This is a genomic window from Ornithinimicrobium cryptoxanthini, assembly GCF_023923205.1.
GTDB classification, from domain to species: Bacteria; Actinomycetota; Actinomycetes; order Actinomycetales; family Dermatophilaceae; genus Ornithinicoccus; species Ornithinicoccus cryptoxanthini.
The window spans coordinates 1,629,921-1,656,868 of sequence record NZ_CP099490.1 but is presented as its reverse complement, the minus strand read 5'-3'; the positions used below and the strand labels follow the sequence as shown (position 1 = coordinate 1,656,868).

Below are 26,948 nucleotides of genomic sequence, written 5' to 3'. Positions count from 1 at the left end.
GGTCCCCCACCGGGACCGTGAGCGTGTGGCGCTCCCCATAGCGGTCCGGGTGGCCGAAGAAGTCGACCAGCCGCAGAGCTACAACCGGGACTCAGAGCAGCTTGACGACATCTTCGACGACATCCTTGGCGTCGCCGAAGAGCATCCGGGTGTTGTCCCGGAAGAACAGCGGGTTCTGCACCCCGGCATAACCGCTGGCCATCGAACGCTTCAGCACGACAACCTCACGGGCCTTCCACACCTCGATCACCGGCATCCCGGCGATCGGCGAGCTCGGCTGGTCGACAGCCGCCGGGTTAACCGTGTCGTTGGCGCCGATGACGAGCACGACGTCGGTCTGCGGCAGGTCCTCATTGACCTCCTCCATCCCGAGCACGATGTCGTAGGGCACCTTGGCCTCGGCGAGCAGGACGTTCATGTGCCCCGGCAGTCGCCCGGCGACCGGGTGTATGCCGAAGCGCACGTTGACCCCCAGCTTGCGCAGCTTGCTGGTCAGGTCGGCGACGGGATACTGCGCCCGGGCGACCGCCATCCCGTAGCCGGGGGTGATGACAACGGACTTGGCGTGCCGCAACAGCTCGGCCACGTCGGCGGCGTTGCTCTCACGGTGCTCGCCATAGTCCTCGTCGGCCTCGAAGGTGGCGCCCTCCGTCCCGAAGCCACCGGCGATCACCGAGATGAAGGAGCGGTTCATGCCCTGGCACATCAGATAGCTCAGGATCGCACCCGAGGAGCCGACCAGGGCACCGGTCACGATGAGCAGGTCGTTGCCGAGCATGAAGCCTGCGGCCGCAGCTGCCCAGCCGGAGTAGCTGTTGAGCATCGACACCACGATCGGCATGTCACCGCCGCCGATCGAGGCCACGAGGTGCCAGCCGAACGCGAGGCCGATGACCGTCATCAGCAGCAGCGGGAGCAGTGCGTGACCGAGGATGAACCAGACCAGCAGTCCGGCTGAGGCGAGCAGCGCCACGAGGTTGAGCAGATGCCGGTGCGGCAGCATCAGGGGGTTGGAGCTGATCCGGGCGCTGAGCTTGAGCGCCGCGACCACCGACCCCGTGAAGGTCACCGCGCCGATGAAGACCCCGAGGAACACCTCGACCAGGTGGATGGTCACCTCGGAGCCGGTCAGCGGCCCTGGGGACAGGTAGGCGTTGTAACCGATCAGGACGGCGGCGATGCCGACAAAGCTGTGCAGCATCGCGATCAGCTGCGGCATGCCGGTCATCTCCACGACCCGGGCCCGCCACAGACCGATGCTCGCCCCCACGGCCATCGCCGCCGCGATGAGCGCCAGGGTGAGCCCGGGGTTGGCGGCCCGCTCGGCAGCCAGCCAGATCGTCGCCACCAGGGCGATCGTCATACCAATGATCCCCAGCGCGTTGCCGCGGCGGGCCGTCTCGTGCTTGGACAGGCCCGCCAGGGAGAGGACGAAGAGGACCGCGGCGATGATGTATGCCGCCTGCACCAGGTTGAGGGTCATGCCGACTCTCCCCGGTGGAACATGCGCAGCATCCGACCAGTCACGGCGAAGCCGCCGAACACGTTGATGCTGGCCACGACCGTTGCCACCAGGGCCAGGCTGCGCACCAGAACGTCCTCGTTGCCGACCTGCAGCAGTGCGCCGACCAGGATGATCCCACTGATCGCGTTGGTCTCCGCCAGGAGCGGCGTGTGCAGCGCATGCGTGACGTTGCTGATCACATAGAAGCCGACGATGACCGCCAGCGCGAAGACGGTGAAGTGGCCGAGGAAGGCAGGCGGTGACACGCTGGCCACGAGTGCGAACAGGACCGCGGCCAGCCCCATCGCGACGTAGCCCCGCCGCGGGTCCTTGGGCTTGGTCGGTTCCGGCGGGGTGACAGGCGTCGCCTCAGCCGGTCTTGTGGGGGTGGCGGAGACCGCGACCGGTGGCGGTGGCCAGAGGACCTTGCGCTCGTGGGTCACCGTCAGGCCGCGCTGGACCTCGTCCTCGAGATCCAGGACGACCCGACCGTCCTTGGCCGGGGTCAGCAACGTGACGAGGTTGACGATGTTGGTGCCATAGAGCTGGGAGGCCTGCGTGGGCAGGCGGGCCGGCAGGTCTGTGTAGCCGACGATCCGCACGCCGTTGGGGGTGGTGATGACCTCACCCGGCACGGTCAGCTCGCAGTTGCCGCCGTTGCGGGCGGCCATGTCCACGAGCACGCTGCCGGGACGCATCGCCGCGACAGTCTCCGCAGTGACCAGGGTCGGAGCGTCGCGACCGGGGATCAGCGCGGTGGTGATGACGATGTCTGCCTCGGCACACTCATGGGCATAGACCTCCATGGCGCGGCGCTGGAGGTCCTCCCCCATCTCTTTGGCGTAGCCGTCGCTGCTCTCGTCCTGGTCACCCAGGTCGATGCGCACGAACTCTGCGCCCATCGACTCGACCTGCTCGCCCACCTCGGGCCGGATGTCGAAGGCCCGCACGACGGCTCCCAGGCTGCTGGCGGTCCCGATGGCCGCGAGCCCGGCGACCCCGGCGCCGATGATGAACACCTTGGCCGGCGGCACTGTGCCAGCAGCGGTGACCTGTCCGGTGAAGACGGAGCCGAACTCGTTGGCCGCCTCGATCACCGCGCGGTAGCCCCCGATGTTGGTCATCGAGGACAGGACGTCCAGCGACTGGGCCCGGGAGATCCTGGGCACCGCGTCCATCGCCAGTGCGGTGACCCCACGCTCTGCGAGGGCTGCGAGCAGCTCAGGCCGCTGGGCTGGGCCGAGCTGGGTGGCCAGGAATGATCCTGCCTGCAGCTGGCTCACCTCGTCGGTGCTGGGCGCCTCGATCTTTGCCACGAAGTCGGCGTCCCAGACGCCCGGGCCGGAGTCAAGACGGGCGCCCGCCTCGGCATACTGCTCGTCCGGATAGCTGGCCCGCTCCCCCGCACCGGACTGCACGACGACGTCGTGGCCCAGGGCGATCAGCTTGCGCACCGTGCTGGGCGTGGCCGCCACACGTGTCTCGCCGGACGTGGACTCAGTGGGGACGCCGATCAGCACACGCGCTCCTTTGCTTGAAATGCCGACGGAATGCACCGCCGACGATCGCACCATACAAGGGGGCGCCGTCAGTGCGGCGGCGCGATGGTCAACGACGCGAGACCCTGACCCCTTCGTCCTCCAACGTGAACGTCAGCGCCGACAGGTCATCGACCACAAGGTCCGCCAGCGGCTCGAGCTCTTCGACGCTGCTGGTGGTCACCACGGCGACCGTCGCGGCCCCCGCCGCGCGCCCCGACCGCAGCCCGGCCGGTGCGTCCTCGACCACGAGGCACCGGGTCGGGTCGACGGCGAGCTTCTCGGCCGCGATGAGGTAGGGCTCGGGATCTGGTTTGCCACGGCTGATGTCGTTTGCGCTGACCAGCACCTCGGGTGCCGTGAAGCCAGCCGCGGCCAGTCGCACGGTCACGAGCTCTCTGGTGGCGGAGGTGACGATCGCGCCGCGCCAGCCGACCGCGGCGATCGCCTCCGTCGCGCCCGGCAGGGCCACGATGCCCTCTAGGTCCGCCAGCTCACGACCGTCAATGTCGGCGGTCGCGGAGACCGGATCGAGGTGTGGGGCCACGTCCGCGATAATGCTGCTGCTAGGCACACCGTGAAAGCCGATCAATGCCTCGGCGGCCACACCGTTGTCGGCGGCCCAGGCCAGCCAGGAGCGGACCACGGCATCGCGGGAGTCGATCAGAGTGCCGTCGTTGTCGAACAGGACGGCGTCGAAGACTTCGGAGGTGATGTCGCGCACGCGACCCATGCTCTCAGACGCGGTGGCGGCCAGGTCCAACAGGCCGGCGCCGCAGGAGCACCGCGTCAGAAGGGTGGTTCGCCGAGGGGTTCATCCCAGGGGGCTCGCCCAGTGTGACCATCGTCGCGCTTGTCGTCGCCGTGCTCGTGGTGCTGTTCACCGTCGCCATCGCTCGCGTCGTCGTGGTGGGTGCGGGTGGCCTGGTGGCGCTCGTGTTCGGCTCGGGTGGTGTCGGGGGCGGGGCGGTAGGCCCGTTGCCCGTCGGGGCCGGTGTGGGTCAGGGTGATCTGGTCCCAGCCGGTGAAGTCGTCCTCCCACCCAGGACTGTCTTCCCTGGCTTCGAAGGGTGAGCCGGGGGGCCGGTAGGACAGGGCTTGGTAGATCGCGGCGTCGATCGCCTCCGCTGGCGTCGCTCCTGCGGCGATCTCCTGGTCGATCTGGGTCTTCGCCGCGGTCAGCAGCTTGGTGTACTGGTTGTAATCGTGAGCCTTGGTCGTGTAGATCCGCCCCAACAACGTGGTCCAGGTGACGTCACGGTCGGCGTTGATGATCGCATCGACGTCCTTCTTGGTCTTCTTGTCGTGGTGGGTAGTGCTCAGGGCCATCGCGTTGGCTTCACAGGTGTGCCCACCGGTGGTGCCGTACTCCTGGACGTGATCCAGCTGGGAGGTCTTGGCGGGCTTGACGCAGCCGGGGGCGCGGCAGAACCGGTCAGCGGCGATGATCTGGGCGCGCATCGCGGCATCGAAGCGGTAGGCGGTGATCGAGCGCTCGACACACCGGCCGGTGGCCGGGTCGGTCAGCAACCGGTACAGCGTGGAGCCGGGGACCAGGGCCAGGTCACGCACCTGTGTCGGGGACAAGAACAGTGACTCGCGACCGACGACCTCACCCACCCCCACATCCGGCAGGCGGACCTTGTCATCGACCAAGCCATAAGGATCATCAGCATCAGCATCGTCGTCAGGGTCGTGAGGGTCGGCGTCAGCGTCATGAGGGTCGTCAGGGTGGCTCGGGGCGTGAGCACCGGGGTCGGCGTCAGGGTCGTCAGGGTGGCTCGGGGTGTGAGCGGCGGGGTCGGGGCAGGGTTGTCCCCTCAGGCCGGGACCTGGTGGGTTGCCGGAGCCTGTCGGGTCAGCACCGGAGCCCGCCGTCGCCTCAGCACCCGATGTCGTGCTGGCCCCGCAGGTGCAGGTGCAGGTGCAACCCGGACCGCCTGGGCCTTCGGTGCTGCCGGTGCTGCCGGTGGTGCCGTGCTGGGCTGTGAACGCGGCCGGGATCGGGGTGCCTTCAGGATCAGCGCCCAGGAGGGTGGTGAGGGGGACGATGACGTCCAGGGTGGCCGGCGGTAGCCCGGACAGGACCCGGGCCAGCTGTTCAGACTGTTCGATGGTGACCTGGTCCGGGTCGTCGGGGATGGCCGAGAGGTCGACGGTCCCTTTCAGCAGCAACGCGGTCGCGATCGCGCACCGCAGCTGACGCTGGCTGCGTGGGTCGCCCAGGGCGCGGGCCCGGCGGGCGGCGGCGTCGATCCGTTCGTTGATCGCGGTCCCCTCCAGGGCGGTGGTCCCGATCATGAAGGTGCCGGTGCCGTTCTCATCGAGCATCAGGTGGGTGTCGGCGTTGGCTTTCGCGGCAGCGTCAGCCTCTTTCTGCTTCTCGGGGTCTTGGGCATTGACCCGGGCGATCTCGCGTTTCAGGGCCCGGTAGAACTCCTTGTGCCGCCACGGCCCACCCAGAAAGCTCCCGGCGGAGTCGAGGCGTTCGGTGACCGCAGCGCCTGGGTCGGTGCCGAAGAAGCCGTTGGCGATCGCGGCCCCGTCTTCGTGGGCCATGCCGGTGCAGGCCCGGTAGTAACTGCGGACCAACCGCCAGGACGACTCCCCGATCCGCAGGCTGTGCTGGACCGGGCCCAAGACCTCAACCGCGGAGTTGGCGACAGCGACCAGGTCGCGCACCTCGCCCTCACCCCACCCGATCCCTGCCTCGATGTCGGTGCGGGCCTTGGACTTCGCCCGAGAGCGCCACTTCTCTTTCTGAGAGGCCGAGAGCTCCTCTGGGCTGGTCGCGCCCTTCTCGCGCAGCAGCAGCTTGCCGTGCACCCAGGTCAACCGCTTCGCCGCGGACAGGACGACCGACTCCAGGTGCCCCGCGGCCGCGGTGAGGGACTCGATCGCACCCAGCAGGTCACTGCCGTGTTCCAGCAACCGCGGCGCTTCCAGGTGCTTGCGCCCCGCGTCGGAGCTGGCGACGGTGGCACACGCCAGCGACGCGCTCGTCAACGCCTCCGCCACACCCGACCCAACGCCCAGGCGCGCCAGCACCGCGCGCAGTTGCTCCGCAGCCTCATCCTGCGAGATGTCGTCATCGGGCTCCGGGGTCGGCTCATCAACTGGCTGCGGCGTGATGGGAGGCAACGGCCAGGTCCCACGCCAGAGCCCGCCACGACCACGCTCCAGCCCAGGAGCAGCGCTCAACAACCGCTCCAGCCGGTCGGCTAACACTTCGGTCGACATCACTACCCCCCTTCCCCTCACCTGTGTGGGCACTGCGCCCGCTCCCTCCAACTACCACCATATTAGCACACATGTGCGAGGCTTGCGTCGGCGTCAGGACTAGGTGGAGCACCTGATGCGGTGAGTGGCCCGAAGGGATGAGTCTGGTGGCACGGGCTAGCGGAGCCACGATCTGCGGGCCACACTAGATGCGAAGGATCACTACCATGGCCATCACCACCACCCCTCCCCCGGCGACCGAGCTCGACCCCGACAAGCTGATGGGTTTTGTCTTCCGGGCCGTCGACGAGGTCGGAGCTAGCCTGAACGGCGCCCTCGTCGTGATGGGCGACCAGCTCGGCTACTACCGCGCCCTGGCCGACCTCGGCCCGCTCAACGCACCTCAGCTCGCCCGGGCCACCGACACCGATGAGCACTACGCCCGCGAATGGCTTAATGCCCAGGCCGCCGGCGACTACATCGACTACGACCCCGAGGCCGGGCTGTTCAGCATCTCGCCCGAGCACGCGGCCGCCCTGACCGACCCGAGCTGCCCCGGCTACGTGCAGGGGCTGTTCCAGTTCGTCCACGGCACGGTGCGCGACGCACCGCACATCGTGGCGGCCGCCCGCACCGGCGCCGGCTACGGCTGGCACGAGCACAACACGGACGTCCACGCCGGGTGCGAACGATTCTTCAGGCCCGGCTACCTGGCCAACCTCGTGAACGGCTGGCTGCCTGCTCTCGACGGCGTGGTGGCCAAGTTGGAGCGTGGCGCGAAGGTCGCCGACATCGGGAGTGGCCATGGCGCACCCGCGATCCTCATCGCGCAGGCCTTCCCGAACAGCACCGTCCTCGGCACCGACTACCACGCGGGCTCGATCGAGGTTGCTCGACAGCGGGCAGCCGAGGCAGGCGTGGACGGACGAGCCACGTTCCAGACCACCGACAGCACGGAGCACCCCGGTGGAGGCTATGACCTGGTCACCATGTTCGACTGCCTGCACGACATGGGCGACCCCGTGGGCGCCGCCCGTCAGGTCAAGGAGATCCTCGCCCCCGATGGCACCTGGATGATCGTCGAGCCGATCGCCGGGGACCGGCCTGAGGAGAACTTCAACCCGGTGGGCCGTGTCTACTACGCGTTCTCCACCCTGCTGTGCACACCGACGTCCCTCGCCCAGGATGTCGGCACTGCCCTGGGCACCCAGGCGGGGCCGGCCAGAATCCGCGACGTCACCACCGCAGCCGGGTTCACCCAGTTCCGCACGGTCGCCAGCACCCCGTTCAACAACGTCTTCGAAGTGAGGATGTGAGCCCGGTGGCCGGCTTGAGCGACCAGACCGACACGGCCGTCGAGCCGGCCACGACCGGGGTCACCGTCCGCGACGGTGTCGACCTGGCCTGGCAGACCTACGGCACCGGGCCGCGGACCCTGCTGCTCCTGCCCACCTGGCAGATCTTCGACTCCCGCTTTTGGAAGGCGCAGGTCGGCTACCTCTCCCGGCACTTCCGCGTCGTCACCTTCGACGGCCGGGGCACGGGTGCCTCTGGGCGCCCCACCGGTGCCTCGGCATACTCCAACGACGAGTGCGCAGCCGATGTGACGGCGGTGCTGAATGCCACCGGGACCGAGCGGGCGGTTCTGGTCGCGCTCTCGTGCGCGGCGTCCTGGGCGATCCAGACCGCCGCCGACCACCCCGACCGAGTCGACGGGGTCTTCGCGCTCTCCCCCTCGTGCGGAGTCAGCGTCAGCCAGCCGGTGCGGGATGCCCACGCCTTCGACGAGCGGTTGGACCCGACGCAGGGTTGGGCCAAATACAACCGGTACTACTGGACCGAGGGCGACTTTGCCGACTTCCGCGACTTCTTCTTCCACCAGATGTTCACCGAGCCGCACTCCACCAAGCAGCTCGAGGACGCCCTGCGCTGGTCGGAGCAGACCGACCCGCAGACTCTTGTCGACGCCAACCTCGGACGACTCGGTTGCGACGGCGTCGTGTGCCGGTCGATCGACGAGGCTGCCCAGCGCGTCACCTGTCCGGTGCTCGTGGTGCACGGCACCGACGACCGGGTCCGATCCGACGCCGTCGGTCGCCGGATTGCCGAGCTGACCGGGGGCCGGCTCGTCCTGATCGAGGGCGGCGGGCACGGACTCATGTCCCGCTCCCCGGTCCAGATCAACCGGCTGATCCACGAGTTCGCGACCTCCGCCTGTGCGCCGGTCATCGGGTCCACCGATCGTCCGACCGAGCCCACCACCTGGACCTTCGCCCCCTCCCGGCGCAGGCGTGTGCTCTATCTGTCCTCGCCCATCGGTCTCGGGCACGCCGCCCGCGACCTGGCCGTCGTGCAGGAGCTGCGCCGCCTGGAGCCGGACATCGAGGTCGACTGGCTCGCCCAGCACCCGGTGACCCGGGTGCTGGAGGCCGCGGGAGAGCGGGTCCACCCAGCCTCGGCCTGGCTCGCCAGCGAGTCCACCCACGTCGAGCACGAGTCCGGTGAGCACGACCTGCACGCCTTCCAGGCGATCCGGCGGATGGACGCGATCCTGGTGCACAACTTTATGGTCTTCCAGGACCTTGTGGCGGACGAGCACTACGACCTGGTCGTGGGGGACGAGGCCTGGGACGTGGACTACTTCCTGCACGAGAACCCCGAGCTCAAGACGTTCAACTTCGCCTGGATGACCGACTTCGTGGGGTGGCTGCCGATGCCGGACGGGGGGCCGGAGGAGGCTGCTCTGACGGCCGACTACAACGCCGAGATGATCGAGCAGCGCGCTCGCTTCGCCCGGGTGCGGGACCGCTCGATCTTCGTCGGCTCACCCGAGGATGTGGTGCCGGACTCCTTCGGCGACGGCCTGCCGCAGATCCCGGACTGGATGGGCAAGAACTTCGACTTCGCCGGCTATGTCACCGGCTTCGACCCCGCGGCGTTGCCGGACCGCGCAGAGCTGCGCCACCAACTTGGTATGCCGCAGGACGAGCGGGTGTGTGTCGTCACCGTGGGCGGCACCGGGGTGGGCAGACCACTGCTGGAGCGAGTCCTGGACGCCGTGCCGCTGGCCCGGAGAGCCGCGCCGGACCTGCGGTTCATCGTCGTGACAGGGCCACGGATCGACCCCCGTTCACTCCCCAGACGGCGCGGTGTCAACGTCCGCGGCTTCCTGCCCGACCTGTATCGACACCTGGCCGCCTCCGACCTGGCGGTGGTGCAGGGCGGTCTGACCACCTGCATGGAGCTCACTGCCGGGCGCCGGCCCTTCGTCTATGTGCCGCTGCGCCACCACTTCGAACAGAACTTCCACGTGCGACACCGGTTGGAGCGGTATGGCGCCGGCCGTCACCTGCCCTACGAAGAGGCCGCTGACCCCGACGCCCTGGCCGCGGCAGTCCTGACCGAGCTGGACCGGGTCGTCGACTATCGCCCTGTGGAGACCGACGGCGCTGCGCGTGCGGCCGCGATGCTGGCTGACCTGCTCTGAGTCCACCGTCCTCAGTGCTCAGCCAGCGCCTCGGTCAGCTCCGCCCGGGATCGCACCCCCAGCTTGGTGTAGACGTGGCGCAGGTGGTATTCCACTGTCTTCGGACTCAGGAACAGGGCGGTGGCGGCCGCTCTGGTCGTCTGTCCCTCGCTGAGCAGCTCGGCGATCTGGCGCTCCTGAGCGGTCAGCGTCGTGAGTTTGCTCGCGCCGCGTCGCTGGGCTGTCTCTCCTGTCGCGGTGAGCTCGACGGCGGCCTGTTCGGCGCGCTGGGCGGCACCGAGCTGCTCGAAACCCTCGAGTGCTGCGCGCAGCAGCACCCTCGCGTCGCGACGACGGCGCCGGCGGCGCAGTGAGGCCCCGTGGGCCAACGCGGTCAGCGCGGCCTCGAACTGGTCCGGGGTGCCGTCGTGCAACTGCGCCGCCATCGCAAAGTGCTCGTCCGCGGCCTCGCCCTCAGCCACCATCCCCAGCGCCCGCTCCGCACGAGCAAGCGCCCATGCCTGCCCCTTGGCAGTGCTCAGCCGGTGCAGCTCCTGGCCCACCCTGGTGGCCTCGTCGACCCGTCCGAGCCGCATCAGGGCCTCCACTCGAGCGGGACCCGGGTGGATGTCCATGTCCTGCAGGCCTGACTCCGAGAGGATGGCGTCGACCTGGTCCAGCTCAACCAGGGCTTCTTCCGCCCGTCCGGCACCCAGCTCGAGCTCGCCCAGAGCCAACCTCGCCCACACCCGACCGATCACGATGTCCTTCTCGGCGCAGAGTCCGATGGCCTCCACGGCGTGCTCGCGACACGCCGGCCCCCGTCCCATCCGGGCATCCAAACTGGCCAGGCCTGCCAGGGCCAGCGCCAGGTCGGTCGTGTGTCCCAGCTCTCGGGCCAACGCGACACTCTCCTGGAACTCGGAGTCCGCCCGGGACCATCCGTCCGAGGCAGCGTCATCGAGGGCCACAAGCCACAGCAGGTGTGCCAGCTCCCCGATCGCAGCAGCGGCCCTGGTCTCGGTCAACGCCTCCTGCACCAGGGCCCTATAGCGCCCCTCCTCCCTCAGGAACAGGGGCCCGAGCACCAGCCACTGCGCGCGCATCGGGTCTGCTCGCAGCGTGTCGCTGGTGGCCAGGTGGTGGACGGACGCCCGGATCCGGTCCGCGCCACCCCCTCCGGTGAGCGTGAGCGCCATCCCGGTCGCCAGTGCACCCAGGATCCGCGACCTGGCGTCGGTCAGCCGTGGTTCTAGCTCCGTCAACGCCGTGGCGGCCACGCGCAGGAACCGGGTGTCAGCCGCGGTCAAGGCAGCGGTCACGGCATCGGCCCAGAGCTCCGCGGCGGCGTCCGGGTGGCTGGCCTGAACGTGTTGCGCCGCACTGCTAAAGACCTTGATGGCTTCTGGGATTGAGCCGGTCCGGACCGCGATGGTGCCGTGCAGGTGACCGGCCCGAGCAACCAGATCCGGTGAGCCCGGCTCGCCAGCCTGTTCGAGCAGCGTGAGGGCCCGCTGTCCCTGGCCGGAGATCCACCCGCACTCGGCGGCCTCCAGCAACCGAGCCCCCCGCGCTCCCGGTGACGACGCGAGCCGCCCGGCCCGCTCCAGGGCAGAGGAGGCCACGTCATAGGCCGACCGTTCCCGCGCGCGCACCGCGACCCGGTCAAGGGCCGCAGCAACCTCGTCGTCCGGACCGGAGGCTGCGGCAGCCAGGTGCCAGGTCCGTCCGTCGGGATCGTCAGCGGCGGTCGCCTCCGCCAGTGCCGCGTGCACCGCCCGCAACTCCTCGGGTGCGGCGGCGCCGACGACGGCGGCCCGCACGAGCGGGTGTCGGAACTCGATGGTGCCGGTCACGGCGATCAGCCGGGCGTCGGCGGCCTCCGCAAGGCCCTCGTGGTCGATGCCGAGGGCACGGCAGGCCCCGTGGACCACCAGCGGATCACCATTGGAGCACGCTGCCACGACGAGCGCTGACCGGGCCGCAGCCGTGAGCTTCCCGGTGCGGCTCAAGAAGGACCTGGCGAGCGCGGACCGGACCGCGACCGGGTCGTCAGGACCCAGGCTGTCAAGCGCCTCCAGATCATCGCCCAGCTCGAGGAGGGCAAGTGGGTTGCCCCGCGTGGCACGGACCAGCCGCTCGATCTGTCCGGCCGTGAAGCGCCGGCCTGAGCGCTCGGAGAGCAGTTCACCAGCAGCTGCCGTCCCCAGACCGCCCAGCTCCAGGACTGGCAGGCCGGCCGACAACAAGGGGCTGTCCTCCCCTGCCCGGACTGCAGCGACGAGCAGGATCGGATCGGCCAGCAGTCGCCGGGCCGCGAAGGTGATGGCCTGGGCCGACGAGTGGTCCAACAGGTGTGCGTCGTCAAGGAGCACAGCCAGGGGTTGGCTCTCCGCGCGACGACTCAGCAGACCGAGCGTGCCCGCCCCCACGGCCATCCGGTCGACGTCGGTCCCGGTCCGGAGGTTGAGCGCCACCGCCAGCGCACGGGCCTGCGGCTCCGGCAGCTCCTCCACGGCGCCTGTCTGCACGCCCACTAGCTGGGAGAGCCCACCAAAACCGAGGTCGCGCTCGGCCTCCGTGCCGACCACACGGCATACGTCCATGTCGTGGATGGTGGCCGCCAGGTGGTCCAGCAGCGCGGTCTTGCCGCAGCCCGCCTCGCCGACGACGACGAGCACACCACTGCGCCCGACGCGGGCTCCTGCGGCCAGTGCCTCAAGAGTCCGCTGCTCAGGTGCACGCCCGATGAGCATGGGTCAAATGTAGGCCCGATGAGGTCTTTGCGGGTTCAGTCCCTCGTCTGTCGCTGCGAGCGGGTCGCCGCGACCATCGATGAATAGACCTCGAGGATGGCCCTGCGCTGGGCTGCCGTGAGGTTGGGGTCGGCCTTGATGACTTCCTTGAACGCGTCCTCTGCGGCAGCGTCGTCGTCGGCGCTCTCGTCCATCAGGTCGTCCAGGGGTATGCCGAGTGTCTCGGCGAGGTTGCGCAGCACCTGGTCGCTCGGGGCCCGCAGACCGTTCTCGATCTGTGAGAGATAGGGACCTGAGATGCCGACCATGCCAGCCACCTGGCGCATCGGCAAGGCCGCCAGCTCTCGCTGGCGCCGAATAATCTCGCCCACTTGGCGGCCGAAATTCATGCTGGTCACACGAGTCATCCTAGCCGTCGAGCCCCGCGCTATCGTGGGAGGAAGCCCCGGCCCGATGACAGGACACACATGACCGCGACCGAGTTGACCCCCACCGACACCGGCCTCCCCGCGGCCGACACGCGGTCTGCGCTGGCCAACCTCATCCGGCCCGCACAGGCAAAACTTGACCCGCTCGGGCTCATCCCCGCGTCCGGCACCGTCGCAGCGCGTGCGGTGACCAACACCGGCGGGTTCACCAGGGCGACCGCCCGGCTGGCACTCGGCCTGGCCCAGACCCCGCTGGCCGCTGCCGCACGTGCGACGGGGCTGTCGGTCAGCCCACCCGTCGACCCGGACCCCAGGGACAGACGGTTCTCGGACCCCACCTGGGAGGGCAACGCCGCGTTCTTCGCCCTGCATCAGCTCTATGCCGTTGCCTGCCGCTACGCCGACGATGTCCTCGAGGCAGGCAACCGGGGCAACGACCTCCACGACCAGAAGGCCGCTTTCGGCCTGCGCCTGCTCACCGAGGCTCTGGCCCCGGTCAACTTCCCGCTGACCAACCCCGAGGTGCTGGTCAAGGCCCTGCAGACCGGCGGGGGCAGTCTCGTCCAGGGCGCCATGCTCGCGCTGCACGACCTCCAGCACGGGGGCGGGCTGCCAGAGAAGGTCGACTCCTCGACCTTCGAGCTCGGGCGCGACATGGCGGCCACCCCCGGCAAGGTGGTCTTCCGCAACGACCTGGTGGAGCTGATCCAGTACGCCCCCCAGACCGACACGGTGCACGCCGTGCCGATCCTGTGCAGCCCGCCGTGGATCAACAAGTACTACGTGATGGACCTCGCGCCCGAGCGAAGCTTTGTGGAGTGGGCGATCCGGCACGGTCGCACCGTCTTCATGGTCAGCTATCGCAACCCGGACGAGTCCATGCGGGACGTGACGATGGACGACTACCTCGCCCAGGGCGTGCTCGAAACTCTGGACGTCGTCTCGAACATCACCAAGTCCGACAAGATCGATCTAGTTGGCGTGTGCCTGGGTGGAGCCATGGCCACCATGGCGGCCGCCCACCTCGCGGCTCGTGGGGACACTCGGCTCAACTCGCTGACCATGATGAACACGCTGCTCGACTACTCAGAACCCGGCGAGCTCGGCGCGATGACCGACGAGGAGACCCTCTCGCGGCTGGAGCTGCGGATGGCCGAGACCGGCTTCCTGCCCTCCGAGGACATGGCGCTGACGTTCGACCTGCTCCGGCCCCGCGACCTGATCTTCCGCTACATCCCGACACGTTGGCTGCAGGGAGACCCGGCTGCCCCGTTCGACATCCTGGCGTGGAACGGCGACTCGACCCGGATGCCGGCGGCGATGCACGCCACCTATCTGCGCGACCTCTATCTCAACAACCTCTTGGTCAAGGGTGAGTTCGCGATCGGTGGACAGCAGCTGGACCTGGACGATGTCACCGTCGACACCTATGTGGTCGGTGCGATCAACGACCACATCGTCCCCTGGACCTCGTCGTATGCCGCCACGCAGGTCCTCGGCGGCAAGGTGCGCTACATCCTGTCGTCGGGCGGGCACATCGCGGGGATCGTCAACCCCCCCACGCCCAAGGCCTGGTACGTCGCGACCGAACCTGGCCAGGACTCCCCCGCCGACCCGCAGCAGTGGCACGCCGCCGGCACCCGGCATACGGCATCGTGGTGGGAGGACTGGACTCAGTGGTCCACCGAACGGGCCGGTGAGATGGTCGCCCCGCCCAAGATGGGGAGCCGGAAGTACCGACCCCTCGAAGAGGCTCCCGGCAGCTACGTCCACGGTTGAGCGGACCTATTTGCACTGTTAGCCATGGTCTGCTAACGTTGCTAACGCACCTGGACGGTCAACCCGTTCACCCTCACGAGAGGAGCCTCCCATGGCCACCACGAACAGCGGCAAGTCCCCCGAGTCCGGCTTCACCCCGAACCTCGAGGAGGCCGCCGACCGCATCCGCGACCTCAACGAGAAGATGATCACCGCGAGCAAGCAGAGCGGCAACGTCACCCTGGACGCCTACGAGAAGACCCTCAAGGGCCTGCTCGACTTCCAGGAGAAGTCCGCCAGCGCCACCCAGCTCGACTGGGTTCAGGCGATCGCCAAGGCCCACGCGACCTACATCACCGACGTCAGCAAGGCCTTCACCTCCGCCGCGCGCGACGCCCTCAAGTAGAACCGTTCGAGGCATCCCTACTATGGGGTAGGCCTCGAGCAGCACCGGCACGATGGCCCGGACCCCAGCCCGGGGTCCGGGCTCATCTGTGCCGCCACCGACCCACCGACGACAGGACACCGACGTGACCGTGAGCACCAACCGCAAGGACAGCGCAGCCGCATTCGAGCCGATCGTGGGGGCCCACCTCGAGCATGCGACGGAGCCGCAGTCCAGCAGGTGGCTCTTTGCACCGTTCGACGCGGCCGTGGCCGTCACCACAGGCTGGATGGACTATGCGGTCCGTGCTGGACAGCGTGGCGCGACGCCGCTCGACGTGGCCGAGGACATGGCCGAGTGGTTCCGCGTGGCCTCCAGCCGTCCCTCGCCGACCTGGGCCACCCGCCACAAGGTCATCCGGGAGTGGCCCATCGCGCGACTGCTCGACTTCTCCACCGGGCAGACCGCACTGCCGACCCTGGTGCTCCCCCCGCAAGCCGGCCACGCCTCCACGATCGTCGACCACACCCCCTCCCAAAGCCAGCTGCGCACCGCGCTGGACCAGGGGCTGGACAGCCTCTATGTCCTGGACTGGACCGGCGCGACCGAGGAGACCAAGCACACCACGATCGAGGACTACGTCGCGATCCTGGACGAGACCGTCGAGCGCCTCGGCGGCAGAGTCAACGTGGTCGGCGACTGCCAGGGCGGGTGGCTGGGCGCGATCTACGCAGCGCTGCGCCCTGACAAGGTCAACACCCTCGCCGTCGGGGCCGCCCCGATCGACTTCCACGCAGGCCGGTCTGCCATTCACGACTGGACCAAGCGGATGGCCGTGGTGGATGAGATGGCGGCCTATCGCGCCATGGTCGGGCTCAACGGTGGCGTCCACCGTGGTGGCAACCAGGTCCTCGGCTTCAAGATGATGGAGCCCGCTGGAGAGCTCCAGCGGCTGATGGACCTTTGGGCCAATATCGATGACTCGGACTACGTCCAGCGCTACATCGACTTCGTGACCTGGTTTGAGTCCGAACAGGACCTTGCCGGTGACTTCTATCTCTGGGTCGTGCAGCACCTGTTCGTCAACAACGAGCTGGTCCAGGGCACCCTGACCGTGGGCGGCCAGGTCGCTGACCTCGCCAAGATCACCGCCCCGCTGTATCTGCTGGCCGGCACGGAGGACCACATCACCCCGCCCGACCAGGTCTGGGCTCTCGCCAGCCACGCGTCGACGCCCAAGAAGGATGTCCACAGTCGCTTCCTGCAGGCGGGCCACCTGGGCCTGTTCATGGGACGCGCTGCCCTGCGCGAGCACTGGACGCCGATCTTTGAAAGCATCCGTGACCAGTCGGACCGACCTCAGCCGGTCGCGAAGACCACGCCGGTGGCCAAGGCAAAGCCCGCCGTCAAGGCGAAGCCAGTCGCAAAGGCAAAGCCAGCCGCAAAGGCAAAGCCAGCCACCACGGTTGCGGCGCCCGTCGCGAAGAAGGCCCCCGTCGCGAAGAAGGCCCCGGTGACCAAGGCCGCCCCCGCGAAGCCGGTCAGCACCTCAGCCGCCGAGCCAGTCACCAAGGCCAACGCTCCCGTTTCGAAGCCTGCGACGGCACCAGCCAAGGCCACCACGGTCGCGAAGGCGAAGCCGGCCACCACGGTCGCGAAGGCGAAGCCGGCCACCACGGGCGCAAAGGCGAAGCCGGCCACCACGGCCCCGGCGGACGTCGCGAAGGCCCCGGTGACCAAGGCCGCTGCCAAGCCGATCAGCACCTCAGCTGCCAAGTCGGTCAGCACGCCCGCGGCCAAGCCGGTCGCGAAGGCGCCGGTGACCAAGGCCGTGCCCGCGAAGCCGGAGCCGACTGCGAAGTCGGTCACCAAGGCCAACACTCCCGTCGCGGAGCCCGCGACGGCACCGGCCGAGGCCACCCCGGCCGCTGCCAAGCCCGCGACGGCACCGGCCCAGGCGCCGACCCCGGCACCGGCACCCACCACGGTGCAGCCCGCTGCGACGACCGCGGTGGCTGACGCAACACCGGCCGCCACCCCGCCGGCGACCTCCACCGCCGACAAGGGCGCCGCCGACAAGAGCGCCACAGGCAAGCCCTGATCGGTTGCAGCGTCGAGGAGATCCGGCCAGGCTGCTCCTGACGCACCCCTCCCACCCGCAGGAGTTCACGATGTCCGGTTTGGATCGTCCCCTCACCCCGCTGCGCTACCTGGAGCGGTCGGCATCTGTCTATCCCCACAAGGACGCCGTGGTCGACGGGTCGCGCCGCTTCACCTACGAGGAGCTCGCGGCTCAGGTGACGCGCACGGCACACGCCCTGCGGGCCAGTGGGGTCGACGCCGGTGACCGGGTCATCTATCTGGCGGCCAACTCGGCGGAGATGGTGATGGCGCACTTCGCGGTGCCGCTGGCAGGGGCTGTCCTGGTGGCGACCAACACCAGGCTGGCCGGTCCAGAGATCGGCTACATCGCCGAACACTCCGGGGCGTGCCTGATCCTGGCCGACGCGGAGATCGCTGAGCGCCACCACGACATCCTCGCGGCGACCGGTGTGGAGCTCGTGGTCCTCCCGGGCATCGACGGCAGTGACGTCGCCCAGGACGGCGCCACCACGTGGTCGCAGTTCCTGGCGCGGGGCACGGACGAGCCCATTCCATGGACGGTCGACGACGAGACCCGGACCATCACGCTCAACTACACCTCAGGCACCACAGGCCGGCCCAAGGGAGTGATGTACTCCCACCGCGGCGCATACCTGAACTCGCTCGGCGAGTGCATCACCCAGGGCTTCGACCGCTCCACGCGCTATCTGTGGACACTGCCGCTCTTCCACTGCAACGGGTGGTGCTGCGCTTGGGCGGTCGTGGCTGCCGGCGGCACCCAGGTGTGTCTGCGCGCAGTGCGCGGCGATGACCTGTGGCGCCTGGTCCACGAGGAGCGCATCGACCACCTCTGTGGTGCACCGACGGTGTTGTCGATCATGGCCGACGCCGACGAGGCCGCCCCCCTCACCACGCCCCTCACGGTCGTGACCGCGGGGGCGCCACCGAGCCCGACCATCATCGAGCGCCTCCAGAGACTGAACACCGAGGTGGTGCACGTCTACGGCCTCACCGAGACCTACGGCCCCTACAGCGTCTGCGAGTGGCAGGACGACTGGGCCGACCTGCCCCCGGCCGAGGTCGCGGTCAAGCTCTCCCGCCAGGGCGTGGGCATGGTCACCGCCGAGGAGATGAGGGTGGTGCAGACCGAGGACTCCGACGAGCTGGTGGACGTGCCCTCGGACGGCGTGACCGTCGGTGAGATCGTCATGGCCGGCAACGGCGTCATGAAGGGCTACTACCGCGACGACGCCGCGACCGCTGAGGCGTTCCGCGGGGGCTGGTTCCACTCTGGCGACCTCGGTGTGCGTCACCCGGACGGCTATGTCCAGCTGGTGGACCGCGCCAAGGACGTCGTGATCTCCGGCGGAGAGAACATCTCGACCGTGGAGGTCGAGCAGGCCATCCTGCGCCACGAGGCCGTCGCGGAGGTCGCGGTCATCGGCATCCCGGACGAGCGGTGGGGCGAGCGACCCATGGCGTATGTCGTGGTGCGGCCTGGCGCAACCGTCACCGGCGAGGAACTGATCGCGCACACCAAGTCTTTGCTCGCGTCATACAAGGTGCCGAAGGCGGTCGACATCACCGAGGACCTGCCCAAGACGGCCACTGGCAAGATCCGCAAGCACGAGCTGAAGGCTGCCGCCTGGGAGGGTCGCGACTCCAAGATCCAAGGCTGAGCTGCCCTGGCAGGGATCCTGCGGGCTGACTAGGATCAGGGCACTCGAGGCAACGTCGCCCATCAGGTTGGAGAGCGCAATGGTCACAGCACGGACAGCCCTGGTCACCGGTGGCACCGGAGGCATCGGAACAGCCATCGTCGAGAAGCTCGCGGCGGCGGGTCACCGGGTGGCGACCAACTATCGCAACGAGGAGAAGACCCGAGCCTGGCAGGACAAGATGAAGGCCCAGGGCGTCGACGTGCTCACGGTCAAGGGCGACGTGTCGGACCCCGAGGACTGCGAGCGGATGGTGCAGGACATCCAGGCCGAGCTCGGACCGGTCGAGATCCTGGTCAACAACGCCGGCATCACCCGCGACACCACCTTCCACAAGATGTCCCCCGGCCAGTGGACCGACGTCATCACGACCAACCTCAACTCGGTCTACAACGTGACCCGACCCGTGATCGGTGGCATGCGCGAGGGCGGCTGGGGCCGCATCGTGCAGATCGCCTCGATCAACGGGCAGAAAGGACAGTACGGCCAGGCCAACTACGCCGCAGCCAAGGCCGGCATGCACGGTTTCACCATCTCCCTGGCCCAGGAGAACGCGAAGTTCGGCGTCACGGTCAACACCGTGTCCCCGGGCTATGTCGGCACCGAGATGGTGATGGCGGTGCCTGAGGAGGTGCGGGCCAAGATCGCGGCGCAGATCCCGGTCGGCCGGCTCGGCAAGCCAGAGGAGATCGCCTACGCGGTGGCCTTCTTCCTGCCCGACGATGCCGCGTGGGTCACCGGCACGAACCTGTCGATCAACGGTGGCCACTACATGGGTTGGTGACCCGTGCGTGACTCCGTCTACCAACAGGACACGACGTCCGCTGACCCCACGCTGCGGATCCGTGCCCGCGGCAGGGAGGTCCTGTCCAACCCGATGACCAACCGCGGCACGGCCTTCACCGCGGAGCAGCGCGAGGCACTGGAGCTCGACGGGTTGATGCCGACCGGCTACACGACGATGGAGAGCCAGACCCACCGGGTCTACGAACAGTTCCGCAGCAGCAACACGATGCTCGGCAAGTTCCTGAACCTGGCGGCACTGCGCGACCGCAACGAGGTGCTCTTCTATCACCTGCTGTCGGCCCACCTCGAGGAGATGCTGCCAGTCATCTACACCCCCACCATCGGCGAGGCGATCGAGCGGTTCAGCCACACCTACAACCGCCCCCGCGGGGTCTTCCTGTCCATCGACCGACCCGACCAGGTCGAGACCTCGCTGAAGAACTATGGGCTGGGCGCCGACGACGTGGACCTGGTGTGCGTCACCGACTCCGAGGGCATTCTCGGCATCGGCGACCAGGGCATCGGCGGCATCCAGATCGCGATCGGCAAGCTGTCGGTCTACACCGCGGCCGCAGGCATCCACCCCCGTCGGGTGATCCCGGTGGTCCTTGACGTCGGCACCAACAACCTGGGGCTGCTGTCCAGCGACTTCTATCTCGGCGAGCGACACGGCCGGGTGCGCGGTGCGCGCTACGACGAGTTCGTCGACGACTTCGTCACGGCTGTGCAAAAGCTCTTCCCTCACGCGATGATCCACTGGGAGGACATCGGCACCAACAACGCCTATCGGATCCTGCAGCGCTACCAGCACGAGATCTGCACGTTCAACGACGACATCCAGGGCACCGCCGCAGTCGTCCTCGCCGCGATCCTCGCGGCTGTCGACGTGACCGGAATCGACCTCGACGACCACCGCATCGTCTCCTTCGGCGCCGGCAGTGCCGGGATCGGGATCGCTAACCTCATCCGCGACCAGATGCTGCGCACCGGCGCCTCCGAGTCCGAGGAGGAGGCCTATGCCCGGTTCTGGCCGATCGGCATCCAGGGCCTCTATCTCGAGGGCGATCCGCGCCTGCTGGACTTCCAGCAGCCCTATGCCCGCACGCGTGCGGAGGTGGCCGACTGGGAGGTCAAGGATCCTGCAAAGATCGGACTCCTCGACGTCGTGCGCAACGCCAGACCGACGATCCTGATCGGCACCTCGACCAGGGGCGGCGCCTTCACCCGCGAGATCGTCGAGGAGATGACCAAGCACTGTGCCCGGCCGATCATCTTCCCGCTGTCAAACCCCACCAGCCGCGCCGAGGCCACGCCCGCCGACCTGCTCGAGTGGAGTGACGGCAAGGCCCTGATCGCCACCGGCAGCCCGTTCGGTCCGGTCGACCACGGCGGCGTGCGGCACACCATCGCGCAGTCCAACAACGCGCTGATCTTCCCCGGCCTGGGGCTAGGGGTCGCAGCCTGCCGCGCGACGCGCGTGACGGAGGGGATGATCGCGGCCGCCGCCGAGGCGCTCGCCGGACTTGTCAACGCCTGGCGACCCGGCGCGCCGCTGCTGCCCGGCATGAGCGATCTGCGGCTGGTCTCGACCACGGTGGCGATCGCAGTCGCCGAGCGGGCCGCGGCCGAGGGCGTGGCGCTGAACCCGCTGACCGACCCGATCCAGCAGATCTATGAGCGGATGTGGCAGCCGAAGTATCCCAAGGTGGAGGTCATCTGAGTCGCTCGGTGGCGAAGGTGAAGCCGTGGGCCCGCAGCCGGTCGACCAAGTCCTGGCCCAGCGCAGTCGCCGGTGTCAGCACACCGGCGCCGTGCCCCTCTCCCCCAGCCAGCGCCAGACCGGACTGCCCGAGCATCACTGCCGTCCCGTCATACCCCGGGTCGAGGTCAGCGCTGACCACCGTGCGATAGCGGGCGCCGGTCTCGGTGTCCGCGACGATCTCCATGGTGAACCCGCCGCGGGCGCGCTGCTCTGCCGACGGTCCCTCCCCCGGTGCCGGCAGGACCCGGTCGAGGACCGCGCGCGTCGCCGCCAGGGCCAGGCCTGCGCCCACCGCCGCGATGCCGGCCACCATGCCGGCTCCTCGGAGTGCGCCGACCAGGCCGCCGCCGACGTCCTGGAGCTCGCGATAGCGAAACTCTGGGCCATAGCCGCCCTCCGTCAGCGCGTGTGAGCGGCGGACCAGCGGCGCGTTGAAGCCGCCCATGACGAACGGCACCCGCCAGCGACCCGAGGTCGGCTCCCGGCGCACCGGTGACCGCACCCCGCGGCGGGTATGCCGGTCACGAACCTCGGCCGCGCCGCGTCGGCTGGTCTCCTCGCCCGCGGGTGATCCCTGCAGCGACGTCGGGTCCGTGAGGACCCGGCGGGCAGCGGAGTCCTTCCGTGCCTCGATGACCTGCTGGCGCATCGAGTCGATCGTGCCGCCGGACAGGCCGCCCCGCAGGCGACGGACGGTGAGAACCGTCTCGGCGAGCCCACCAGCATCGTCGTTGCGGGCTCGCTCGGCGGTCAGCCAGACGCCGAGGTCGGAGGGCACGGAGTCGAAGCCGCAGGAGTGCACGATGCGTGCGCCGGAGGCCCGGGCCGTCTCATGCAGCTCGGTCACGGTCTGGTGCACGAAGAGCACCTCGCCGGTCAGGTCGGCGTAGTGCGTGCCCGCCTCGGCACAGGCACGGGCCAGGGGCAGCCCCAGCACGGCATACGGACCGGCCGTGGTGACCACCACCGTGGCGCGCCGCGCCAGCGCCTCGCACTCGGCCTGGTCGGTCACGTCGATGTGGATGAGGGGCCAGTCGCGCGCGCTGGCGGTGAGTTCGTCCCGGACGCCCTGGAGACGTTCAGGGGACCGCCCGGCCAGCGCGATCCGGGCGCCTGGAGGTGCCGACCGCGCCAGGTGTGCGGCTGTGAGACGGCCCACGAAGCCGGTTGCGCCGATGAGGACCAGGTCGAGTTCACGCTGCATCAGGCCATCCTCTCGGACGAGTCGAGGCCGCGCCCGTTCAGTTGAGTCGCGCCACAGCAGAACCGTGACACCCCTTCCGCTTTCACTATTTTCACCATAGGCTTGGTGATTACTACGCGAGGGGAGCCGCGCGTTCACCCGACGGCATCAGGTCGTCTGCGCAGTCGACCGCTGCACCAGGAGGAGATCATGAGCACCACCACCCAGACCGCGACACGCTCCGCAAACACCGATGTGCAGACGCTCGCTGCGGGCACCTATCGCTATCGCGTCGAGGTGCTGCGGGTGGCGTCCCCCGTGGTGCTCGAGGTCGGTCTGGCTCCGGTCGGTGAGCACCTGCCGTTCCGCCCTGGGCAGCATGCGATGCTCGGCGTGCGCGAGCCGGACGTCCCGGAGCGTGCCTACTCGATCGCCAACGCTCCGCGCCCGGACGGACGCGTGCGGCTGCTGGTGACTCGCTATGCAGGCGGCATCACCAGCGGCTGGATCCACGATCGTCTCGCGCGAGGTGACGAGGTGATCCTCGACGGCCCCCACGGGTCCCTGGTCGCCGACCCGAGCCTGGACGGCCCGGTCCTGCTCCTCGCGGCGGGCTGCGGCGTGGCGCCGGTCAGTGCCGTGGCCGAGTCACTGCTGGCGAGTCAGCCGCACCGCGAGGTCACCCTGCTCTTCTCCGGGCGGACCCCTGCGCACCTGCTGCAGCGCACGCGATTCGAGGACCTGCAGCGACGTCACGAGCAGTTCAGCTATGACTTCACGCTCACCCGTGACCGCAGCTCGCGGTGGCACCGGCGCGTGCCGCACATGCTGGGCAGGCTCATCGGCGACCTGTCGGGCTGGGAGGTCTTCATCGCCGGCAACGAGCACTTCGTGCGGGCCAGTCGTGACGCGGTCCACGTGCTGGGCGCGGAGGCTTCATCCGTGCACACAGAGGAGTTCCTCGCCGACCCGTCGCCGCAGTTGGAGTGTCAGCCTGTGAGCTGACGCCTCGACGTGCCGTTGAGGGTGGACGTCGAAGGCGGGCGGATCATTCCTGTGGCGTAACGTCGGGTCATGACTGACGTGACGCTGCTGCACAACCCCCGATGCTCGACCTCCCGCTCCGCGCTGGAGAAGGTGGAGTCAGCTGGGGTCGAGGTGGACGTCGTGCGCTACCTGACCACACCCCTGGATGAGGAGGCCCTGCGCAACCTCATCGGCAAGCTGGAGGACCCGGTCGCGGACCTGGTGCGCCGGGATGCCACTTTCGCCTCCCTCGGGATGAGCGACGAGGACATCGCCACGGCCGACCAGGTGGTCCAGGTCCTGCTGGAGCACCCGACGCTGATGCAGCGTCCGGTGCTGGTCCGGGGCGATCGCGCCATCATCGGCCGGCCCAAGGACCGCGTCGACGCCTTCCTCGCCGACTGAGCGGAGCCACGCGAGCGGTGACTTGACGCAGGTCAAGGCGACGACCTCCTCGGGCCGGATAGAACGGTCGGGAAGGAGGACAACATGACTATCGACACCCGTCCGCGCCGGCACCCCTACACCGCGCGGCACAACACCTACCCGTCCCCCGGGCACTCCCTGAAGCCCGCGACGCACGAGATCGCCCGGCTCGACCTGGCTCCCGCTGGCCCCACCGGTGAGGTGGCCCCAGCGGTCACGACCCCCGCGGTGAGCACAGACCGCGAGCTCTATGTCGACCCGACCTCACCTTGGGCCTTCCTGGCGCACCTGCGTCTCAGCGCCGCGGCCAACGAGGGCGACGAACCCTCCTGGGCAGTCGTGCAGCGCTGGACCACGATCCCGTTCACCGGTCAGCGTGGTCCCAGCCCGGAGCGAGACCAGCTGCGCGAGGAGCTCGCGGCAGTCCGGGCCGCAGCGCAGGACGGGGAGGAGCTCCCGGACGACATCCCCGCCGTGCTGCCCAACCCACGCCCTGTCCTGGCGGCATACGCCGAGGCTGTGGACCTCGGTGTCGGGCCGGCGGTGCGCGACCGGCTCCTGCGCGCCTACTGGCTCGAAGGGTTGGACATCGGCAGTCCAGACGTGCTGCGCAACATCCTGCCGCCGCTGATCGTCGGAGCTGCCACTCTGTGCACCGGTGACCCACGTCGCGAGTTCGGCTATCTCGTCTCGCCCCAGCGCGAGCCGCTGACCAACCAGGCCTACCACCAGCTGAAGCGGTGGCAGGAACGGTGGACCGATCTGGGCCAGCCCGGCCCGCTGGCGCTGGTCGACAGCGACGGCGCGGTGCACACCGGTGTGAAGGCACTGACCACCTGAGGCGTCCTGCGACTGACTAGGTCCGGGGAGACGAAACGGCTCCCAAGCCCTAGTGTCTAAACAACGGTCCAGACCACAGTGGAGTGTGTCCGATGTCGCAGCCCTTCCTGCTCAACAGCCGGGGACGGATGGTCTTCCCGTCAAACTTCGTCCCGGAGCTCGACTTCACGGCGCTGGCCGACGTGGACCAGCTGGAGGCGGTGATCCGCCGCGACTTCGAGACCAAGTCGCCCAGCGGCTCGGAGATCCGCGACCGCATCAACCAGGGCCGATACACCCACCGCTACGACCTGATGCGCGACGTCGCGATGAACCTGTTCTGGACCAACCGCTACGCCATCACGATGTTTGACAAGCGCCCCTGCCGGTGGGGCGATGTCCCACGGACCCGCGACGACCTCTACATGCCGACACTGACGCCCTGGGAGGGTGGCGGAGGCAAGGTCGCTGCGGTCGGTGACGCCTACCAGGGGCTGCCGGCCAAGTTCGACGAGGGCCTGGAGGACCACATCTTCGAGGTGCTCTTTGACGTCTTCGCGCACCGCACCTTCCACGCGACGCATCTCTCACCCCTCAAGCCCACGGTCGCGGAGCTGCTCGCAGACCCCACGAACCAAACCATCCGGATCACCGACTTCGACCCGGACTACCCGACCTACCGCTACGAGGACCTGCTGGACGTCAGCGAGGAGGTCCCGGAGCTGGAGGCGCTGCACCGGTGGGCGATGGTGCTGCACAACCAGTATCCCTGGGACCGCACGCGCAGTGAGCTCGTCGAGGTCGGCGACCTGCGGGACGACGACTACGTCGTCGTCTTCCACCCGCGCGACCGGCACGTGCAACAGTTCCTTACCCGGGTCAGGACTGGCGCGGGCGTGACGAGGAAGCCGCCGAGGTCACCCGTCGAGGCTCGCCAGCCCGCGCGCCCCTACCGGGCGATCGCGGTGCGCGACCTGGCCGTGCTCCCCCGCATTCTCGCGATCTCCGTGGAACCGGGCGACCAGGTCTGCAGCAACGATGACCTGATCCGCAACTCCGGCTACAACTGGTCGCCGATGAGTGCCGAGGAGATCCGGACCAAGACCGGGATCGAGCAGCGGCTCTACACCTCCCTGGACATCGAGGAGATCGCGCTCCGGGCCGCGCGCTCGGCGCTGGCCCACGCCGAGGTCGGGCCTGAGGAGGTCGGCGCGGTCATCGTCTGCACCTGCACCAGCGACCGGCTGATCCCCTCCATCGCGACCTATCTGTCGGGCGCCCTCGGCATCTACCAGTCCTACGCCTCCTACGACCTGATCGCTGCCTGTGCCGGGATGCCGTATGGCCTGGCCGAGGCCGTCCGGCTCATCCAGGAGGTGGAGCGTCCGGTGCTGGTGGTCTGCGTGGAGAAGTTCTCGGACAAGATCGGCAACGTCCGTCCGTCCCGGATGATCTTCGGTGACGGGGCGGCTGCGATCCTGGTCGGCATCGCGGCACCCGGCGAGACGCCGGACATCGAATATCTGAAGACCTACGCCAGTGGACCGGAGAGCCAGGTGAACTCGATCATCTGGCCGAACCCTGACTTCGACAACAACATCACTGTCTATGGTCCCGAGGTGAAGTCGCTGGCCGGTCGCTACCTGGCCCAGATGCTCGACGAGATCAAGGCCCTGCCGGACCCGGACGGCAACACTGGTTCACTGCTGGAGAGCGTCGACCTGATCGTGCCGCACCAGGCCAACAAGACCATGGTCATCGACCTGGCGGCGCAGTCCGGTCTGACCGCTGACCAGCTGTATTTCAACATCGAACGGATGGGCAACACGTCCTCGGCCAGCATCCCGCTGGCCATCTATGACGCCGTCAGCGACGGCGTGATCACCGAGCCGACGAGGGTCTTCGCGCCGGGATTCGGCGCTGGGGCCGTCGCTGGCTATGCGGTGCTGCGGATCGACCCCGCGGTCATGGCGCCCCGTTGGAGCCAGGCAGCTGGGCCTGCGCCGGAGCGGTCCACGCCCAAGTCCTCATCCGAAGACATCTCCCAGGCGTTCAACTGACCCTCACGGCG

The 26,948-nt window shown here is 68.9% G+C and carries 19 protein-coding genes; 12 read left to right on the top strand and 7 right to left on the bottom strand.

All coding sequences use genetic code 11. The features are described 5' to 3' along the window. Positions 1 to 91 precede the first annotated feature (91 nt). The 4 genes from pntB to NF557_RS07610 all read right to left on the bottom strand — a co-directional run bounded on the left by pntB (position 92) and on the right by NF557_RS07610 (position 6,282). The gene (gene pntB / locus NF557_RS07625) at positions 92 to 1,483 is read right to left on the bottom strand and encodes a Re/Si-specific NAD(P)(+) transhydrogenase subunit beta (protein WP_252623275.1); all 1,392 of its coding nucleotides are present in this window, start codon (positions 1,481 to 1,483) and stop codon (positions 92 to 94) included. Beyond that, positions 1,480 to 3,024 carry a Re/Si-specific NAD(P)(+) transhydrogenase subunit alpha gene (locus NF557_RS07620; protein ID WP_252623272.1) on the bottom strand — a complete coding sequence of 515 codons (1,545 nt, stop codon included), beginning with the start codon at positions 3,022 to 3,024 and terminating at the stop codon, positions 1,480 to 1,482. The genes pntB and NF557_RS07620 overlap by 4 nt, the downstream gene beginning before the upstream one ends. A gap of 88 nt (positions 3,025 to 3,112) precedes the next feature. Then, positions 3,113 to 3,775 (bottom strand): HAD-IA family hydrolase, encoded by a 663-nt coding sequence (locus NF557_RS07615; protein WP_252623269.1) that lies wholly within the window; start codon positions 3,773 to 3,775, stop codon positions 3,113 to 3,115. A gap of 56 nt (positions 3,776 to 3,831) precedes the next feature. Continuing rightward, positions 3,832 to 6,282 (bottom strand): HNH endonuclease signature motif containing protein, encoded by a 2,451-nt coding sequence (locus NF557_RS07610; protein WP_252623266.1) that lies wholly within the window; start codon positions 6,280 to 6,282, stop codon positions 3,832 to 3,834. 206 nt (positions 6,283 to 6,488) lie between these two features. On the opposite strand from NF557_RS07610, the gene NF557_RS07605 reads away from it, so the two are divergent. Beyond that, a complete protein-coding gene (locus NF557_RS07605; RefSeq protein WP_252623263.1) occupies positions 6,489 to 7,577 on the top strand; it encodes a class I SAM-dependent methyltransferase in 1,089 nt (362 codons plus the stop codon). A gap of 5 nt (positions 7,578 to 7,582) precedes the next feature. Continuing rightward, positions 7,583 to 9,748: an alpha/beta fold hydrolase gene (locus NF557_RS07600; RefSeq protein WP_252623261.1), complete on the top strand. Its 2,166-nt coding sequence runs from the start codon at positions 7,583 to 7,585 to the stop codon at positions 9,746 to 9,748. A gap of 11 nt (positions 9,749 to 9,759) precedes the next feature. Here NF557_RS07600 and NF557_RS07595 read toward each other — a convergent pair whose 3' ends face one another. Both NF557_RS07595 and NF557_RS07590 read right to left on the bottom strand, forming a co-directional pair. Then, entirely contained in the window at positions 9,760 to 12,483 is a 2,724-nt protein-coding gene (locus tag NF557_RS07595; RefSeq protein WP_252623259.1) for a helix-turn-helix transcriptional regulator, read from the bottom strand. Positions 12,484 to 12,518: 35 nt separating this feature from the next. Further along, a complete protein-coding gene (locus NF557_RS07590) occupies positions 12,519 to 12,872 on the bottom strand; it encodes a helix-turn-helix domain-containing protein (RefSeq protein ID WP_252624009.1) in 354 nt (117 codons plus the stop codon). Between the two features lie 78 nt (positions 12,873 to 12,950). Here NF557_RS07590 and NF557_RS07585 point away from each other — a divergent pair, with 78 nt between their 5' ends. From NF557_RS07585 to NF557_RS07560, 6 genes are all read left to right on the top strand, one after another. After that, complete coding sequence (locus NF557_RS07585; RefSeq protein WP_252623256.1) at positions 12,951 to 14,690, top strand: PHA/PHB synthase family protein; 1,740 nt, start codon at positions 12,951 to 12,953, stop codon at positions 14,688 to 14,690. A 91-nt stretch (positions 14,691 to 14,781) separates the two neighbouring features. Then, positions 14,782 to 15,075, top strand: a complete 294-nt coding sequence (locus NF557_RS07580) for a hypothetical protein (protein WP_252623253.1) — start codon at positions 14,782 to 14,784, stop codon at positions 15,073 to 15,075. 124 nt (positions 15,076 to 15,199) lie between these two features. Beyond that, on the top strand, positions 15,200 to 17,155 hold the full coding sequence (locus NF557_RS07575) for a DUF3141 domain-containing protein (RefSeq protein WP_252623251.1): 1,956 nt from the start codon (positions 15,200 to 15,202) through the stop codon (positions 17,153 to 17,155). Positions 17,156 to 17,225: 70 nt separating this feature from the next. Then, positions 17,226 to 18,836 (top strand): AMP-binding protein, encoded by a 1,611-nt coding sequence (locus NF557_RS07570; RefSeq protein WP_252623248.1) that lies wholly within the window; start codon positions 17,226 to 17,228, stop codon positions 18,834 to 18,836. A gap of 79 nt (positions 18,837 to 18,915) precedes the next feature. Continuing rightward, the gene (phbB, locus tag NF557_RS07565) at positions 18,916 to 19,659 is read left to right on the top strand and encodes an acetoacetyl-CoA reductase (protein ID WP_252623245.1); all 744 of its coding nucleotides are present in this window, start codon (positions 18,916 to 18,918) and stop codon (positions 19,657 to 19,659) included. Between the two features lie 3 nt (positions 19,660 to 19,662). Further along, positions 19,663 to 21,381 (top strand): NAD-dependent malic enzyme, encoded by a 1,719-nt coding sequence (locus tag NF557_RS07560; protein ID WP_256855753.1) that lies wholly within the window; start codon positions 19,663 to 19,665, stop codon positions 21,379 to 21,381. Here the strand turns inward: NF557_RS07560 and NF557_RS07555 are convergent. Continuing rightward, positions 21,374 to 22,627, bottom strand: a complete 1,254-nt coding sequence (locus NF557_RS07555) for a saccharopine dehydrogenase family protein (RefSeq protein WP_252623242.1) — start codon at positions 22,625 to 22,627, stop codon at positions 21,374 to 21,376. The two genes, NF557_RS07560 and NF557_RS07555, sit on opposite strands and share 8 nt — an antisense overlap. Before the next feature lie 189 nt (positions 22,628 to 22,816). Between NF557_RS07555 and NF557_RS07550 the strand changes: the two genes are divergently transcribed. The 4 genes from NF557_RS07550 to NF557_RS07535 all read left to right on the top strand — a co-directional run bounded on the left by NF557_RS07550 (position 22,817) and on the right by NF557_RS07535 (position 26,937). Then, positions 22,817 to 23,611, top strand: coding sequence for an FAD-binding oxidoreductase (locus tag NF557_RS07550; RefSeq protein WP_252623239.1), 795 nt, complete (start codon positions 22,817 to 22,819; stop codon positions 23,609 to 23,611). 69 nt (positions 23,612 to 23,680) lie between these two features. Next, positions 23,681 to 24,037: an arsenate reductase family protein gene (locus tag NF557_RS07545; RefSeq protein WP_252623236.1), complete on the top strand. Its 357-nt coding sequence runs from the start codon at positions 23,681 to 23,683 to the stop codon at positions 24,035 to 24,037. An 84-nt stretch (positions 24,038 to 24,121) separates the two neighbouring features. Further along, positions 24,122 to 24,898 carry a DsbA family oxidoreductase gene (locus NF557_RS07540; protein ID WP_252623233.1) on the top strand — a complete coding sequence of 259 codons (777 nt, stop codon included), beginning with the start codon at positions 24,122 to 24,124 and terminating at the stop codon, positions 24,896 to 24,898. 92 nt (positions 24,899 to 24,990) lie between these two features. After that, positions 24,991 to 26,937 (top strand): 3-oxoacyl-ACP synthase III family protein, encoded by a 1,947-nt coding sequence (locus NF557_RS07535; protein ID WP_252623230.1) that lies wholly within the window; start codon positions 24,991 to 24,993, stop codon positions 26,935 to 26,937. The last annotated feature ends 11 nt before the right edge of the window (positions 26,938 to 26,948 follow it).

Coding starts and splice junctions, on each gene's coding strand:
- NF557_RS07570 (WP_252623248.1), top strand. CDS start 17,226: ATGTCCGGTTTGGATCGTCCCCTCACCCCGCTGCGCTACCTGGAGCGG.
- NF557_RS07615 (WP_252623269.1), bottom strand. CDS start 3,775: ATGGGTCGCGTGCGCGACATCACCTCCGAAGTCTTCGACGCCGTCCTG.
- NF557_RS07610 (WP_252623266.1), bottom strand. CDS start 6,282: ATGTCGACCGAAGTGTTAGCCGACCGGCTGGAGCGGTTGTTGAGCGCT.
- NF557_RS07595 (WP_252623259.1), bottom strand. CDS start 12,483: ATGCTCATCGGGCGTGCACCTGAGCAGCGGACTCTTGAGGCACTGGCC.
- pntB (WP_252623275.1), bottom strand. CDS start 1,483: ATGACCCTCAACCTGGTGCAGGCGGCATACATCATCGCCGCGGTCCTC.
- NF557_RS07540 (WP_252623233.1), top strand. CDS start 24,122: ATGACTATCGACACCCGTCCGCGCCGGCACCCCTACACCGCGCGGCAC.
- NF557_RS07535 (WP_252623230.1), top strand. CDS start 24,991: ATGTCGCAGCCCTTCCTGCTCAACAGCCGGGGACGGATGGTCTTCCCG.
- NF557_RS07585 (WP_252623256.1), top strand. CDS start 12,951: ATGACCGCGACCGAGTTGACCCCCACCGACACCGGCCTCCCCGCGGCC.
- NF557_RS07605 (WP_252623263.1), top strand. CDS start 6,489: ATGGCCATCACCACCACCCCTCCCCCGGCGACCGAGCTCGACCCCGAC.
- NF557_RS07580 (WP_252623253.1), top strand. CDS start 14,782: ATGGCCACCACGAACAGCGGCAAGTCCCCCGAGTCCGGCTTCACCCCG.
- NF557_RS07545 (WP_252623236.1), top strand. CDS start 23,681: ATGACTGACGTGACGCTGCTGCACAACCCCCGATGCTCGACCTCCCGC.
- NF557_RS07590 (WP_252624009.1), bottom strand. CDS start 12,872: ATGAATTTCGGCCGCCAAGTGGGCGAGATTATTCGGCGCCAGCGAGAG.
- NF557_RS07555 (WP_252623242.1), bottom strand. CDS start 22,627: ATGCAGCGTGAACTCGACCTGGTCCTCATCGGCGCAACCGGCTTCGTG.
- phbB (WP_252623245.1), top strand. CDS start 18,916: ATGGTCACAGCACGGACAGCCCTGGTCACCGGTGGCACCGGAGGCATC.
- NF557_RS07550 (WP_252623239.1), top strand. CDS start 22,817: ATGAGCACCACCACCCAGACCGCGACACGCTCCGCAAACACCGATGTG.